Origin of the sequence: Paracoccus aeridis (assembly GCF_004923205.2) — a bacterium.
Taxonomy (GTDB): domain Bacteria; phylum Pseudomonadota; class Alphaproteobacteria; order Rhodobacterales; family Rhodobacteraceae; genus Paracoccus; species Paracoccus aeridis.
The window spans coordinates 66,232-80,244 of the sequence record NZ_SELD02000006.1 but is presented as its reverse complement, the minus strand read 5'-3'; the positions used below and the strand labels follow the sequence as shown (position 1 = coordinate 80,244).

The following is a 14,013-nucleotide window of genomic DNA, read 5'->3' as shown; positions in this document are numbered from 1 at the left end:
GGCTGCCGTTCAGAAGCGGTCCGCCACGGACTGCACGACCTCGCGCAGGCGGCCGATCTGGTCCGGGATCGGATAGTGGTGGTTGCCGGTGAACAGCCCGTTCACGTCCACGTCCTCGGCCGCCTCGAACGTGCCGCTGCGGGCGTGGTCGAGCTTGTCGATGACGGGGTTAGCAAGGAAGTTGCCGGTGACGATGGGGCGGCACTCGATCCCTGCATCTCGCAGCGCGGCGACGAGGTCGGGGCGGCGGCCGGCCAGGCGGCCGGTCAGGGTCAGGGCGAAGCCGAACCACGACGAGGCGCCGGTTTCCGTCTGGATGCGGACGCAGTCGAGCCCGTCGAACGCCTGGCGGAAGATCTCGGCATTGGCGCGGCGCCGGGCGATGAAGCCCGGCAGTTTCTCGAGCTGCGGGATCCCCAGCGCCCCTTCCAGTTCCAGCGGGCGCAGGTTGTAGCCCGGCAGGACGAACCGGAACTGACGCACGAACGGGTCCGGGTCCAGCGGCAGGTGGGTGTCGGCGGGCAGGTCGCGGGTCCAGCCGTGGGCGCGCATCGACAGCATCGTGTCGTGAAGCTTGCGGTCGTCGGTGACGACCATGCCGCCTTCCATCGTGCAGATATGGTGCGAGAAGAAGGAAGAGAACGTGCCGAACAGCCCGAACGTCCCTGCCTGCCGCCCGCCCAGCGTCGCGCCCATCGATTCGCAGTTGTCTTCGGTCAGCACGATGCCGTTCCGGTCGCAGATCTCGCGCAGGCGCACGGCGTCGACCGGGTTCCCCAGCAGGTTGACGGCGAACACCGCGCGGGTCCGCGGCGTGATCGCGGCCTCGAGCTTGTCCAGGTCGATGTTGAGCGTGGCCGGGTCGATATCGACGAAGCGCAGTTTCAGGCCCGCCTGCGAGACCGGGAAGTAGGTCGTCGACCAGCTGACGGCCGGCACGATCACCTCGTCCCCCTGCCGCCAGCCGAGATCGGGGTGCCAGAACGCGGAGGCAATGGCGAGAAGGTTCGCGGCCGACCCCGACGAGGTCATCACGGCGTAGCGGCTGCCGAAATGCCGGGCGAACGCCTCCTCGTAGGCGCGGACCTCGGCCCCCATGGTGAAGCGGCCGGACGCGATCACGCGGGCGAGCGCCTGGTGTTCGGCGTCGTCCCAGGTCGTCGAGGCGAGGGGGTAGAACATCGCGGCTCCGGCGTCGTTTCGCATACCGCTCTAGCGCAGGGGCAAGGGCAGGGGAATGGCGACATACGCGGCGGGGCCGCTGGAGGGCGCTTGCTCGGCCTGTCGGACGCGCGCCCCGGCGATCTGGAGCCGGTCCAACGCGACAAGGCCCGCCGAAGCAGGCCCGTGTCGATGGTCGTCAGGCGCGTGTCGGGGCGGAAGCGCCCGCGCTTAGCCGCCCCAGTGGCGGACCGGGCCGCAATCCATGTGGACGAAGTTCGAACTGGAGTACTTGCCGACGCCGCCCGCCTGGCAGGACGCGGCCGCCTTGTACATCTGCGCGACCGAGCGCGACTTCAGCCGCAGGTCGGCGGCCTTGCCCTTCATGTGCAGAGAGTTGCGCGCCACGCCCGAGCTGCGCGACCGCAGCATGGCGTTGGTCTTGGGCGAACGATAGCCCGACAGCATCATGTAGGGTTCGTTGGTCTGCAGCAGCCGGTGCGACGCCGCGGCCACGTCGACCGTGCGCGGGTCGACCCCGATCACTTCGCCCGTGCGCCAGTCGCGCATGAAGATGTTGATCTCGTTCAGCGCGTCGCGGATGTACTTGCCTTCGACCCAGTAGACCGTGTCGATGCTTTCGCCGGTGCGGCCGGAATACATCCGCACGCGGCGATAATCGCCCGCGCCGCGAAGGACGCCGAACGCGTTCGCCATAACGGGGGCTGCAGCAACCGTCGTCGCGGCGAACACACCGAGTATGCCGCGACGCGAGAATTGGATGGTCATGTTCTGATCCGCCTGTCCTGCATTCGTTATGCTTGCCACCGGAATGGCACGCCCGGTTTAGTCCGGACCTGTTAACAATATGTCACTGCGCCGCGAGCAACGGAACTGATTCATTTGCCGCCCCGCCCAAATCTGCCATCATCGGCAGAAAGCCGCTTAAGGCGAGGAACGAGGCAGCAGCAGATGACGACGCGATCCGACCGCGAGGCACGTGGTCTCAGACACCATTCCCGCGGGTACCATCCGCGCCGGCACCGCCTGCGGGCGCGCGGACTTGCGGGGGCGCTCCTGTTCGGGGCGTGGCTGGCGGGACCGGCGCTTGCCGCGCCTGCGCCGCGGCTGGACTTCACGCCCGAGCAACTGGCGCTGGCCGATGCGGTCGCCGGAAACCCGGGCCTCGCGGCCTTCTACGGCGCGAACGGCCTTGCCCCCGTCTTCACCGGGCCCGATGCGGCCGGGCGGCGGCAGGCCTTGATCGCGGCCGTCGCGCGCGCGCCCGCGCACGGGCTGCCGTCGGCGCGCTATCGCCCGGCCGAACTGCAGGCGACGGACGCGCGCGGCGCATCTGCGGGGGCCGACGAGGTCGCCTTCGCAAGGGCGTTCGCGGCGTGGGCCCATGATGTCGAGGGCGGGGTGGTCGATCCGCGCAAGCTCGGCCCGTCCAACCACCGCACCGTCCGGCGCAGCGATCTTGACGATCTTCTTGCCCGCTTCGTCTCCGCACCCGATCCGCGCGCGGTCTTGGCCGGGATCGAGCCGCGCGACTCGCGCTACCTCGCGTTGCAGGCGGCGCTGGCGGATCAGTCGCGCCTGCTCGCGCCGCCCGGGACGGTGAAGGTGCCGCCGGGCCTTTGGAAACCCGGCTCCTCGGGGCCCGAGGTCGCGGCGCTGCGGACGCGGCTCGCGTCGATCGGGTTCCGGACGGACGGCGGCGACCTTTATGACGAGCCGCTGGCGCAGGCGGTGCGCGCCTATCAGGAACGCGCGGGGCTGGGCCCCGACGGCGTGGCCGGGCCGCGCACGGTCGAGCTTCTGAACCGCGGCGCCGGTCCCCGGACGCGGGCGCTGCTGATGGCGCTGGAACGGATGCGCTGGATGAACGGGCACGACCTGTCCGCCCGCCACGTCTGGGTCAACCTGCCCGAGTTCAACGCCCGCATCGTCGATCACGGCCGGACCGAGTTCGAGACCCGCGTCGTCGTCGGCAAGACCGATGCCAACATGCAGACGCCCGAGTTCTCGGACCAGATGGAACATCTCGTCGTCAATCCGCGCTGGAACGTGCCGCGCTCGATCGCCGTCAGGGAATACCTGCCGCGGCTGCAGAAGAACCGGAACGCGGTCACCCATCTCGACGTGGTGGACCGCGCCGGGCGAGTTGTCCCGCGCGGCGACATCGACTTCGGGCGCTACACGCCCGCCTCGTTCCCCTACCGCCTGCAGCAGAAGCCGGGCGAGGACAATGCCTTGGGCGAGGTGAAGTTCATCTTCCCGAACCCCTGGAACATCTACCTGCACGACACGCCGTCGAAGCACCTGTTCGGCGAAAGCCGGCGCGCGTTCTCGCACGGATGCGTCCGCGTCGCCCGGCCGATGGAGCTGGCGCAGGCGCTGCTGACGGGGCAGGTGGAAAACCCCGCCGCCACCTACAGCCGCGCGGTCGCATCCGGAAAGGAGACGTGGCTCGCGCTGAAGCCGAACCTTCCCGTGCACCTCGTCTACTTCACGACCTTCCCGGACGAGGACGGCAGGATCCGCAGCCATCCCGACATCTACGACCGCGACGGCGCGCTGTGGCAGGCGCTGGTCAAGGCCGGGGTGGAATCCGGCGACGGGGACGGGTAACCGGTTCAGGCGAAAGGAAGCCCGCATGATCGTGACCCTCGCCGAACTGGCCCGCGCCCTCGATGCCCGACTGTGGGGCGATCCCGCGATCCGGGTAAAGGGCGCGGCGGAGCCGTCGCAGGTCGAGCCGCTGGTCGGCGGGTCGGGCCGCATCGCGCTGGCGATGGACCCGAAATATGCCCAAGGACTGCGCCCCGGCAGCGTCGCGGTCCTGGCAGAAGGGATGGAGCCCGAGGCCTACGGCCTCGCCGCGGCGGTTCTGGTGCAGCGCCCGCGGCTGGCGATGGCGGGGCTGACCCGTGCCTTCGATCCCGGCCCCGACATCCAGCCCGGCATCCACCCGACCGCCATCGTCGATCCCGACGCGCAGATCGGCGCCGAGGCCGCGGTCGGGCCCTTCGTCGTGATCGGCGCGGGAACGCGGATCGGGGCCCGCGCGCGGATCGGGTCGCACAGCTCGATCGGCCGCAACACGATCATCGGGGCGGATGCTCTGATAGGGCAGGGGGTGCGGGTCGCGCACGGGGTCGTGATCGGCGACCGGCTGATCGTCCACGCCGGCGCAGTGATCGGCAGCGACGGCTTTTCCTTCGTGACGCCCGGCGAATCCGGCGTCGAGGAGATCCGCCGCACGCTGGGCCAGCGCCGCGACGTCAGCGCGCAAAGCTGGGTGCGGATCCACTCGCTCGGCGGGGTCGAGATCGGCGACGACGTCGAGATCGGCGCGAACTCGACGATCGACCGGGGCACCGTGCGCGCGACGCAGGTCGGGTCGGGCACCAAGATCGACAACCTCGTGACCGTTGGCCACAACGCCCGGATCGGCCGCGACTGCCTGTTCGCGGGCCAGGTGGGCATCGCGGGGTCGACGCGGGTCGGCGACCGGGTCGTGCTCGGCGGGAAGGTGGGTGCCAGCGACAACATCTTCATCGGCGACGACGTGATCGCCGGCGGCGGAACCAACATCTACACCAGCGTGCCCGCGGGCCGGGTGATCCTCGGCTCGCCCGCCACGAAGATGGACGCGCAGATCGAGATCCAGAAGGCGATCCGCCGCCTGCCGCGGCTGTCCGAGCAGGTGGCCGAGCTTCGCAGGGCTGTTACACGATTGTCGGAAAAGGACTGAACGGAGCTTGCGATGACCACAGACGTTCACGACCGCATCATTGCCATCATCGCCGAGCAGGCGATGCTGGACCCGTCCGAGATCCGGGCGGAGATGACGCCCGCCGACCTCGGGATCGACAGCCTGGGCATGGTGGAATCGATCTTCGCGATCGAGGAGGCCTTCGACATCTCGATCCCATTCAACGCCAACGAGCCCGAGAAGTCGGATTTCGACGTCTCGACCATGGGCTCGATCGTCGCCGCCGTCGAGAAGCTGGTGGCTGGCAAGGGATGAGCCCGAAGGCGAGGAACGGCAAGGACGCGAGGGCCGATCGCGACGGAAAACCGGGCAGGAAGCCCGCGAAGGGGGGCGCGGCCGTGGACGACGGCGCGGGCACGATCCCGCCCGCGGCGCCCGTCATCGTTCCGGCGGCGGGCGGCTCCGGCCTGCGCCGGGTGGTCATCACCGGGGCGGGGACGATCAACGCGCTCGGCCGCGACGTGCCCTCGACCCTCGCCGCGTTCCGGGACGGGCGCTGCGGGATTACCCAGCTCGACTTTCGCGACGTGGACCGGCTGACGATCCAGATCGGGGCGCAGGTCCACGACTGGCAGCCCGAGGAATACTTCAACCGCCAGCAGATCCTGCTGTATGACAAGTTCACGCAGTTCACGCTCCTGGCCGCGAAGGAGGCGGTGGCGCAGTCCGGCCTGGCCTTCCATGGCGAACTGGGCCTGTGTTCCGGCGTCGTCCTTGGCACTGCCGGCGGCGGGCTGAACACCTGGGACGAGAATTACCGCGTCGTCTACGAGGAGGGGAAGAACCGCGTCCATCCCTTCGTCGTGCCGAAGCTGATGAACAACGCCGCCGCCAGCCACGTGAGCATGGAGTTCGGCCTTCGGGGGCCCGCCTTCACCGTCGCCACCGCCTGCGCCAGTTCCAACCACGCGATGGGCCTTGCCTTCCAGATGGTGCGGTCGGGCGGCGCGCAGGTGATGCTGACCGGCGGGGCCGAGGCGATGCTGTGCTTCGGCGGCGTCAAGGCGTGGGAAGGGCTGCGGGTCATGTCGAGGGACGCCTGCCGCCCGTTCTCGGCCAACCGCAACGGAATGGTGCAGGGCGAGGGGGCGGGCGTCTTCGTGTTCGAGGACTACGACCATGCCCGCGCCCGCGGCGCCGAGATCCTGGCCGAGGTGGTGGGCTTCGCCATGTCCGCAGACGCGCAGGACATCGTGATGCCGTCGGCGCAGGGGGCCGAGCGCGCGATCACCGGCGCCATGCGCGACGCGCGGCTGAACCCCGAGGACGTGGGCTACATCAACGCCCACGGCACCGGCACCGCCGCCAACGACAAGACCGAATGCGCCGCCGTCGCCCATGCCTTCGGCCACCACGCCGACCGACTGATGATCTCGTCCACCAAGTCGATGCATGGCCACATCATCGGCGGCACCGGCGCGGTTGAGCTTCTGGCCTGCATCATGGCGCTGCGCGACGGGGTCGTCGCGCCCACCATCGGCTACCAGGAGCCCGACCCGGAATGCGCGCTGGACGTCGTCCCGAACACCGCGCGCGAGGCCAGCGTGGGCGCCGTCCTGTCCAACGCCTTCGCCTTCGGCGGCCTGAACGCGGTCCTTGCGCTGCGGCGGGCCTGATCCGCAACGGCCACGCGCGCGCAGGCCCGGCCCTTCTTTCCATCCCCGCCGCCTTCCCCTAATCACGGGCGGCGGACGCAGACGGAGCTTGTCATGGCCAAGATCACCTACATCGAATGGAACGGCACCCGGCACGAGGTCGAGGTGCGTCCCGGCATGACCGTGATGGAAGGCGCGCGCGACAACGGCATTGCCGGGATCGACGCGGACTGCGGCGGCGCCTGCGCCTGTTCCACCTGCCACGTCTACGTCGATCCCGCCTGGGTCGACCAGCTTCCCCCGCGCGACCCGATGGAGGAGGACATGCTCGACTTCGCGTGGAAGCCCGATCCCGCGCGGTCGCGCCTGACCTGCCAGATCAAGGTCACGCCCGCGCTCGACGGGCTGGTCGTGCAGATGCCCGAGCGGCAGATCTGAACCGATGCCGCAGCACGGCCCGGCGACGGCCGAAACCCCGTCCGACCTGATCCTGACCGTCACCTGCGAGACCCGCCGGGGGATCGTCGCCGCGGTGGCGGGCTTCCTTGCCGCGAACGGCTGCAACATCACCGATTCGGCCCAGTTCGACGACCTGCAGAACGGCCGCTTCTTCATGCGGGTCAGCTTCCGGTCGGAAACCGGCGCGACGATCGACGATCTTCGCGCGGGCTTTCCCGACGTCGCGCGGCCCTTTGCAATGGACTTCGCCTTCCATGACACCCGCCGGCGGACGCGGGTGCTGCTGATGGTGTCGCACTTTGGCCATTGCCTGAACGATCTTCTCTACCGCTGGCGGATCGGGGCGCTGCCGATCGACATCGCGGGCGTCGTCTCGAACCACCCCACCTACCGCACGGTCGTCGAGCAGGCGGGGCTGCCGTTCCACCTGATCCCGGTCACCCCCGCCAACAAGCCCGAGGCGGAGGCCGAGCTCATGGCGCTGGTCGACCGCACCGAAACCGAGCTGGTAGTCCTCGCGCGCTACATGCAGGTGCTGTCGGACCGGCTCTGCACGGCCCTGTCGGGACGGATCATCAACATCCACCACTCGTTCCTGCCGAGCTTCAAGGGCGCGAACCCCTATCGGCAGGCGTTCCAGCGCGGCGTCAAGCTGATCGGGGCGACCGCGCACTACGTGACCGCCGACCTGGACGAAGGCCCGATCATCGAGCAGGACACCGCCCGCGTCACCCACGCCCAGTCGCCCGAGGACTACGCGAGCCTCGGCCGCGACGTCGAGGCGCAGGTACTCGCGCGCGCGATCCACGCCCACATCCACCACCGCGTGTTCCTGAACGGGACCAAGACCGTCGTGTTCCCGGCAAGTCCGGGCGGCTACGCCTCCGAGCGGATGGGCTGATCGCCGCCCTTGCCGACGAACAGCATGCCGGCGAACGCATCGAGCGCCGCCGTCAGGGCGGCCGCCTTGTCGAGATCCTGTTCGTCGGGAAGCCAGACCCGCAGCTGCCGGTCCACGTACAGCCGCGACAGCCCGTAGGTGAAGGCGCGCACGACCACGAGCATCGTCAAGGGATCCATGTCCGGGCGCAGCCGGCCCTGCTCGCGCGCGCGGTCCAGCATCGAGGCGGTCAGCTCCTGCAGCGAGCGGTGGTAGCGCGCGAGTTCCTCGCCATCCACGACCTGGCCGACCAGCGGCAGGTTCAGGACGTGGAAATCGTCCCGGTTCTCGACCGCCCACTCCACCGCGGCCTTGCCGAGCGCCAGAAGCTGCTCGGTCGGATCGTCGCCCGGAACGCTGCTTATCCTGCGGGTCAGGAAATCCATCTGCCGGCGCAGCGCGCTTTCGGCCACCGTCCTGACCACCGTCTCGGCTGACGGGAGAAGCCCGCGCGCCACCTCGGGGTCGATGCCGGTTTCACGAGCGAGGCTTTCGGGATCGCAGCGCGAAGGCTCTGCCGCGACGAGCCGCTCGCAGGCGGTCCGCAGCAGGACCTGCATGGTTGATTCGCCGGGTTCCTTGGGCTTCTGGTCCATGTCTGACAACGCATTTTCCGCCCGCAGGTTGCAAGGCACAAGCCCTGCGTCGATCCGCCGCGGCCGGGCGCACGCTCAACGCGCGGCCGCGCCCGCGATGGCGGCAGCGGGCCATGTCGTGTGGGTGCGCGGACGGCCGTGCAGCAGCACAAGCGCGGGACCGAACCCGCCCCGGCGCAGCCGGATCGCGCCTTGTGGCAGGGTGGCGGTTTCCGGTGCGCAGCGCGGAAAGAACGCTACCCTTGCCGGGCCTCAGGCGTCGGCGCGCGACTGGCGCTTGCGCTCGTGCGGGTCGAGGTGGCGCTTGCGGATGCGGATCGCCTTGGGTGTGACCTCGACCAGCTCGTCGTCGTCGATATAGGCGATGGCTTCTTCCAGGCTCATCCGCACCGGCGTCGTCAGGCGCACGGCCTCGTCGGTGCCCGACGCGCGGACGTTGGTCAGCTTCTTGCCCTTGAGCGGGTTCACTTCCAGGTCGTTGTCGCGGCTGTGCTCGCCGATGATCATGCCCTGGTAGACCTGTTCCTGCGCGCCGATGAACAGCTTGCCGCGTTCCTCCAGGTTCCACAGCGCATAGGCCACCGACACCCCGTCCTCCATCGAGATCAGGACGCCCTGGCGGCGGCCGGCGATCGCGCCCTTGTAGGGGGCCCAGTCGTGGAAGATGCGGTTGAGGACGCCGTTGCCGCGCGTGTCGGTCATGAACTCGCCCTGGTAGCCGATCAGGCCGCGCGAGGGGACGTGCGCGACGATCCGGGTCTTGCCGTGGCCGGCAGGGCGCATTTCCACCAGGTCGCCCTTGCGGGTGCCGGTCAGCTTGTCGATGACCGCGCCGGTGTAGTCGTCATCGACGTCGATGATGACTTCCTCGATCGGCTCCAGCCGCTCGCCGTTCTCCTCGCGGAAGATCACGCGCGGGCGCGAGATCGACAGCTCGAACCCCTCGCGGCGCATGTTCTCGATCAGGACGCCCATCTGCAGCTCGCCCCGGCCCGACACGACGAAGGCGTCGCCCCCCGGCGTGTCCTCGACACGGATCGCGACGTTGGTTTCCGCCTCGCGCATCAGGCGCTCGCGGATCACGCGGGACTGGACCTTGTTGCCGTCGCGGCCCGCAAGCGGGCTGTCGTTGATGCCGAAGGTCACGCTGATCGTCGGCGGGTCGATCGGCTTGGCCTGCAACGGGGCCTCGACTTCCAGCGCGGCCAGCGTGTCGGCCACCGTCGCCTTGCTCATGCCCGCGATCGTGACGATGTCGCCCGCGACCGCCTCGTCGATGGGGGTCTGGGTCAGGCCGCGGAAGGCCAGGATCTTGGAGATGCGGAACTGCTCGATCCGCTCGCCGTCGCGGCTCAGCGCCTTCAGCGTGTCGCCGGCGCGCGCGGTCCCCGCCTCGACCCGGCCCGTCAGGATGCGGCCGATGAAGGGGTCCGCGCCCAGCGTCACGGCCAGCATCTGGAACGGCTCGTCCTTGCGCTCGATCTGCCTGGGCGGCTGGACGTGGCGTACGATCAGGTCGAACAGCGCCGAAAGGTCCTTCCTCGGCCCGTCCAGCGTCTCGTCGGCCCAGCCGCCGATGCCCGAGGCGTAGACATGCGGGAAGTCGAGCTGCTGGTCGGTCGCGCCCAGGTTCGCGAACAGGTCGAACACGTCGTTCAGCGTCTGGTCCGGCTCGGCGGCGGGCTTGTCGACCTTGTTCAGCACGACGATCGGCTTCAGCCCCAGCGCCAGCGCCTTGGAGGTCACGAACTTCGTCTGCGGCATCGGCCCTTCGGCCGCATCGACCAGCAGGCAGACACCGTCAACCATCGACAGGATCCGCTCGACCTCGCCGCCGAAGTCGGCGTGGCCGGGGGTATCGACGATGTTGATGCGCGTGCCCTTCCATTCGACCGAGGTCGCCTTGGCGAGGATGGTGATTCCGCGCTCGCGTTCGATGTCGTTCGAATCCATCGCCCGCTCGGCGACCGCCTGGTTCTCGCGGAAGCTGCCCGACTGCTTGAGCAGCTGATCGACCAGCGTCGTCTTGCCGTGGTCGACGTGGGCGATGATGGCGATGTTGCGGATGTCCATGGGTGCGCCTTTATGCATTGCGCGGCCCCGTTATCGCAGCATCGGTCGAATTGCCAGCCGAAAGCCCCCGGGGCCCGTGGCAGGGCGGGTCGGCCGCTGCGGCACGCGGGGCATGGCGGCAGGCGCCGGGTCAGGTGAGCGGCGCCATCCAGCCCAGCCCCGCGGCCGTGGTCATCGCAGGCACGTACTCGGCGCCGGTCCAGCCGGGATAGCCGCTCGCCTGAACCGCGCCGAGAAACGAGCGATAGTCGATGTCGCCGCCCGCGGGTTCGTGCCGCCCGGGGGCGCCCGCAATCTGCAGGTGGCGGACGCGGGGCGCGTGGGCGCGCCAGCATGCCAGCACGTCGCCGGTGATCATGTGGGCGTGGTAGGCGTCGAACTGAAGGCCGAGGTTCGGCCGGTCCAGGTGATCGAGAACCTCGGCCGCCTGGTCGAAGCCGGCGAGGAAGTAGCCCGGCATGTCAACCGGGTTCATCGGCTCGATCGTGAGGCTCGCATGGGGCGCCCGGTCGCAGGCCCAGGCGAGGTTGTTCAGATAGGTCTGCCGCGCGGTGGCTCCCTCGGCGGCGCCGGCCATGACGTGGATGTGCCGCGACCGCAGCACCTGCGCGTAGCGCAGCGCGCGGTCGAAGTCGCGGCGGAACCGTTCCTCTCCTCCCGGGACGGCCGCGAAGCCGCGCGGCCCGCCGGCCCAGTTCGGGGGCGGCGTGTTCATCAGGACGAACGTGACGCCCGCGCCCTGCGCCGCCCGCGCCAGTTCGGGCGCGGCGATGTCGTAGGGAAACAGGATCTCGACGCCCTGGAACCCGGCCCGCGCGGCGGCGGCGAAGCGTTCCAGCATCGGCTGCTCGGTGAAGAGGAAGGTCAGGTTGGCGGCGAGGCGCAGCATGGCCCTATCCCAGGACGAACTCTGCGCCGCCCGATCTCAGGATCAGCCGACCGTCCGGGCCGGGTTCGGCCGCCTCGACCAGCCGGTAGAACGTCTTGCGGTCGATCAGCGCGTCGAGCCCCCGGCGCACGTGGACGTAGGGCCGCGGCTCGCCGCCGCGGTCGTCCACGCGGATCGCGTTGTCCGGCCCGGCCGTCACGACGTCGCCGGTGCTGGTCGTGAAGGTGATCGCATCCGCGCCGATCTCGGCGTCGATGGCCAGGAACGGCGCATCCTCGACCGTGATCCCCAGCTTCTCGACGGGCGTGACAAGGAAGAAGCGGTCGCCCTCGCGCTTGAGGACCGAGGCGAACAGCTGCACCATCTCGGGCCGCGCGATCACCCGCCCTTCGTGGACCCAGGTGCCGTCGGCACGGATCGTCAGGTCCATCTCGCCGCAGTAGTCGGGGTTCCACAGGTGGACCGGCGGCGGACCCTTGCGTCCCGCCTCGCGCGCGGCGTCGGCCACGGAAATCACGCTAATGTCACTCTCGGCAGCCATTGGATGTGGAGCCTTTCCCAAGTGATCCATAAGGTAGGATGAGATCAAATCGGGGACGTTGCAATGGCTGACGACGCACGGCTGGTGAACGAGATCGAGGCGCTGGCCGCGCGGCTCGCGGACGCCCGCGCCAGCGTGGACCGGCGTTTCGTGGGCCAGGACGACGTGGTGGAGCAGGTGCTGGCCGCAATCCTGTCGGGCGGGCACGCGCTTCTGGTGGGCCAGCCGGGGCTCGGCAAGACGATGCTGGTGGACACGCTGGGGACGGTCATGGGCCTTGATACCGCGCGGATCCAGTTCACCCCGGACCTGATGCCCGCCGACATCCTCGGCTCGGAAGTGCTGGACGTGCGCGAAGACGGGACCCGCGCCTTCCGCTTCATCCAGGGGCCGGTGTTCACCCAGCTGCTTATGGCGGACGAGATCAACCGCGCCAGCCCCCGCACGCAGTCCGCGCTGCTGCAGGCGATGCAGGAACACGAGGTCACCGTCGCGGGCGAGAACCGGGCGCTGGGGCGGCCCTTCCACGTGCTGGCGACCCAGAACCCGATCGAGCAGGAGGGCACCTACCCGCTGCCCGAGGCGCAGCTTGACCGCTTCCTGCTGCAGGTCGACATCGACTATCCCGACCGCGCCACCGAGCGCGCGATCCTGATCGCGACCACGGGCACGCTGGACGAGGCGCCGCACCGGGTGTTCGACGCCGGCGGGCTGGTCACCGCGCAGCGCCTGATCCGGCGGATGCCCGTGGGCGAGATGGTGATGGATGCGATCCTCGACCTCGTCCGCTCCGCCCGACCCGGCGGGGCGGAGGCGCCGGTCTGGGTGTCGGATGCGCTGGCCTGGGGACCGGGGCCGCGCGCGGCGCAGGCGCTGATGATGGTGGTCCGGGCGCGCGCGGTCCTGAACGGCCGCTTCGCCCCGACGCTCGAGGACGTGGCGGCGATGGCCGCGCCCGTGCTGCGGCACCGGATGGCGCTGTCCTTCGCGGCCCGCGCGCGGGGCGAGCGCGTCGACGACGTCATCGCGCGGCTTGCCGCCGGCCGGTCCCGGATGGCGGCGTGAAGGGAACCCGTCCCGTCCCGACCAGGCCCGGCGACCCGGCAGCGGGCGCATCCGCCCGCCTGCGCGCGCAGGCCGAGGCCGCGGCGGCCGCGCTTCCCGCGCTGATGCTGTCGGCCGAGCGGCTGGCGGCGGCCCTGCAACCCGGCGCCCACGGGCTGCGCCGGGCGGGGCAGGGCGAGGACTTCTGGCAGTACCGCGCGGCCGCGCCCGGCGACAGCATGCGCCAGATCGACTGGCGCCGCTCGGCCCGGTCCGACGCGACCTTCGTGCGCGAGCGCGAACTGCACACCGCTCAATCGGCGATCCTCTGGGTCGCGGGCACGCCCGGCATGGACTGGACCGGCGATCCGTCGCGCCCCACCAAGCGCGCGCGGGCCGAGCTGCTGGCGCTGGCGCTGGCGCTGGTGCTGCTGCGCGGGGGCGAGAAGGTGGGGACGTCGGGGGCGGTGCCGCAGGCGGGCCGGGCGCAGGCCGACCGGATCGCGCACGATCTCCTTGACCGTCGCGCGGGCGAAGCCCTGGAACTGCCGCCCGCCGCCGACCTCCGCCCGCTCAGGCGCATGGTGCTGATCGGCGACTTCCTGACCGATCCGGCGCCGGTCGCGGCATATCTTTCGGCCGCCGCCGCGCAGGGGATCGGGGGCGCGGTGCTTCAGGTGCTGGACCCGGTCGAGGAAGGCTTCCCCTTTTCGGGCGCGGTCCGGTTCCGCGGCGTCGGCGGCGCGCTGCGCCACGACACCCGCAACGCGGGCGCATTGCGGGAACTGTATCTCGCGCGCCTGGACGCGCAGCGGCAGGCCCTCGACCGCGCGGCGACGGCGGCGGGCTGGCGCTTCGGAACCCACGACACCGGGCTGCCGCCGGGGCAGGCGCTCATGTGGCTGCATGGTGTGCTGGCGGGCTGACGGAGTGA

At 70.3% G+C, this 14,013-nt stretch carries 14 protein-coding genes; 8 read left to right on the top strand and 6 right to left on the bottom strand.

Annotated elements, in window-relative coordinates; all coding sequences use genetic code 11:
• Positions 1-9: 9 nt before the first annotated feature.
• Positions 10-1,182 (bottom strand): DegT/DnrJ/EryC1/StrS family aminotransferase, encoded by a 1,173-nt coding sequence (locus ELI80_RS02835; RefSeq protein WP_136649482.1) that lies wholly within the window; start codon positions 1,180-1,182, stop codon positions 10-12.
• A gap of 210 nt (positions 1,183-1,392) precedes the next feature.
• Entirely contained in the window at positions 1,393-1,950 is a 558-nt protein-coding gene (mepK, locus tag ELI80_RS02830; protein ID WP_136649481.1) for a peptidoglycan L,D-endopeptidase MepK, read from the bottom strand.
• A gap of 183 nt (positions 1,951-2,133) precedes the next feature.
• Here mepK and ELI80_RS02825 point away from each other — a divergent pair, with 183 nt between their 5' ends.
• The 6 genes from ELI80_RS02825 to purU all read left to right on the top strand — a co-directional run bounded on the left by ELI80_RS02825 (position 2,134) and on the right by purU (position 7,897).
• The gene (locus ELI80_RS02825; protein WP_136649480.1) at positions 2,134-3,795 is read left to right on the top strand and encodes a L,D-transpeptidase family protein; all 1,662 of its coding nucleotides are present in this window, start codon (positions 2,134-2,136) and stop codon (positions 3,793-3,795) included.
• A gap of 25 nt (positions 3,796-3,820) precedes the next feature.
• Positions 3,821-4,921 carry a UDP-3-O-(3-hydroxymyristoyl)glucosamine N-acyltransferase gene (locus tag ELI80_RS02820; RefSeq protein ID WP_136649479.1) on the top strand — a complete coding sequence of 367 codons (1,101 nt, stop codon included), beginning with the start codon at positions 3,821-3,823 and terminating at the stop codon, positions 4,919-4,921.
• Between the two features lie 12 nt (positions 4,922-4,933).
• Positions 4,934-5,197, top strand: a complete 264-nt coding sequence (locus ELI80_RS02815; protein ID WP_136649478.1) for an acyl carrier protein — start codon at positions 4,934-4,936, stop codon at positions 5,195-5,197.
• Positions 5,198-5,349: 152 nt separating this feature from the next.
• On the top strand, positions 5,350-6,558 hold the full coding sequence (locus tag ELI80_RS02810; RefSeq protein ID WP_136649633.1) for a beta-ketoacyl-[acyl-carrier-protein] synthase family protein: 1,209 nt from the start codon (positions 5,350-5,352) through the stop codon (positions 6,556-6,558).
• 93 nt (positions 6,559-6,651) lie between these two features.
• A complete protein-coding gene (locus tag ELI80_RS02805) occupies positions 6,652-6,975 on the top strand; it encodes a 2Fe-2S iron-sulfur cluster-binding protein (protein ID WP_136649477.1) in 324 nt (107 codons plus the stop codon).
• A 4-nt stretch (positions 6,976-6,979) separates the two neighbouring features.
• Positions 6,980-7,897, top strand: a complete 918-nt coding sequence (gene purU / locus ELI80_RS02800; protein WP_136649476.1) for a formyltetrahydrofolate deformylase — start codon at positions 6,980-6,982, stop codon at positions 7,895-7,897.
• On the opposite strand, the gene ELI80_RS02795 is transcribed toward purU, so the two are convergent.
• From ELI80_RS02795 to ELI80_RS02780, 4 genes are all read right to left on the bottom strand, one after another.
• Positions 7,873-8,532, bottom strand: coding sequence for a TetR-like C-terminal domain-containing protein (locus ELI80_RS02795; protein WP_136649475.1), 660 nt, complete (start codon positions 8,530-8,532; stop codon positions 7,873-7,875). The genes purU and ELI80_RS02795 overlap by 25 nt on opposite strands.
• A 252-nt stretch (positions 8,533-8,784) precedes the next feature.
• A complete protein-coding gene (typA, locus tag ELI80_RS02790) occupies positions 8,785-10,605 on the bottom strand; it encodes a translational GTPase TypA (protein ID WP_136649474.1) in 1,821 nt (606 codons plus the stop codon).
• 130 nt (positions 10,606-10,735) lie between these two features.
• Complete coding sequence (locus tag ELI80_RS02785) at positions 10,736-11,494, bottom strand: hydroxypyruvate isomerase family protein (protein ID WP_136649473.1); 759 nt, start codon at positions 11,492-11,494, stop codon at positions 10,736-10,738.
• 4 nt (positions 11,495-11,498) lie between these two features.
• Entirely contained in the window at positions 11,499-12,035 is a 537-nt protein-coding gene (locus ELI80_RS02780) for a DUF1285 domain-containing protein (RefSeq protein WP_136649472.1), read from the bottom strand.
• 63 nt (positions 12,036-12,098) lie between these two features.
• Here ELI80_RS02780 and ELI80_RS02775 point away from each other — a divergent pair, with 63 nt between their 5' ends.
• Together ELI80_RS02775 and ELI80_RS02770 are read left to right on the top strand one after the other, a co-directional pair.
• Positions 12,099-13,100: an AAA family ATPase gene (locus ELI80_RS02775; RefSeq protein WP_136649471.1), complete on the top strand. Its 1,002-nt coding sequence runs from the start codon at positions 12,099-12,101 to the stop codon at positions 13,098-13,100.
• Positions 13,097-14,005 carry a DUF58 domain-containing protein gene (locus ELI80_RS02770; protein WP_236641294.1) on the top strand — a complete coding sequence of 303 codons (909 nt, stop codon included), beginning with the start codon at positions 13,097-13,099 and terminating at the stop codon, positions 14,003-14,005. Before ELI80_RS02775 ends, ELI80_RS02770 begins: the two co-directional genes overlap by 4 nt.
• Positions 14,006-14,013: the final 8 nt, after the last annotated feature.

Coding starts and splice junctions, on each gene's coding strand:
- ELI80_RS02835 (WP_136649482.1), bottom strand. CDS start 1,182: ATGTTCTACCCCCTCGCCTCGACGACCTGGGACGACGCCGAACACCAG.
- mepK (WP_136649481.1), bottom strand. CDS start 1,950: ATGACCATCCAATTCTCGCGTCGCGGCATACTCGGTGTGTTCGCCGCG.
- ELI80_RS02825 (WP_136649480.1), top strand. CDS start 2,134: ATGACGACGCGATCCGACCGCGAGGCACGTGGTCTCAGACACCATTCC.
- ELI80_RS02820 (WP_136649479.1), top strand. CDS start 3,821: ATGATCGTGACCCTCGCCGAACTGGCCCGCGCCCTCGATGCCCGACTG.
- ELI80_RS02815 (WP_136649478.1), top strand. CDS start 4,934: ATGACCACAGACGTTCACGACCGCATCATTGCCATCATCGCCGAGCAG.
- ELI80_RS02805 (WP_136649477.1), top strand. CDS start 6,652: ATGGCCAAGATCACCTACATCGAATGGAACGGCACCCGGCACGAGGTC.
- purU (WP_136649476.1), top strand. CDS start 6,980: ATGCCGCAGCACGGCCCGGCGACGGCCGAAACCCCGTCCGACCTGATC.
- ELI80_RS02795 (WP_136649475.1), bottom strand. CDS start 8,532: ATGGACCAGAAGCCCAAGGAACCCGGCGAATCAACCATGCAGGTCCTG.
- typA (WP_136649474.1), bottom strand. CDS start 10,605: ATGGACATCCGCAACATCGCCATCATCGCCCACGTCGACCACGGCAAG.
- ELI80_RS02785 (WP_136649473.1), bottom strand. CDS start 11,494: ATGCTGCGCCTCGCCGCCAACCTGACCTTCCTCTTCACCGAGCAGCCG.
- ELI80_RS02780 (WP_136649472.1), bottom strand. CDS start 12,035: ATGGCTGCCGAGAGTGACATTAGCGTGATTTCCGTGGCCGACGCCGCG.
- ELI80_RS02775 (WP_136649471.1), top strand. CDS start 12,099: ATGGCTGACGACGCACGGCTGGTGAACGAGATCGAGGCGCTGGCCGCG.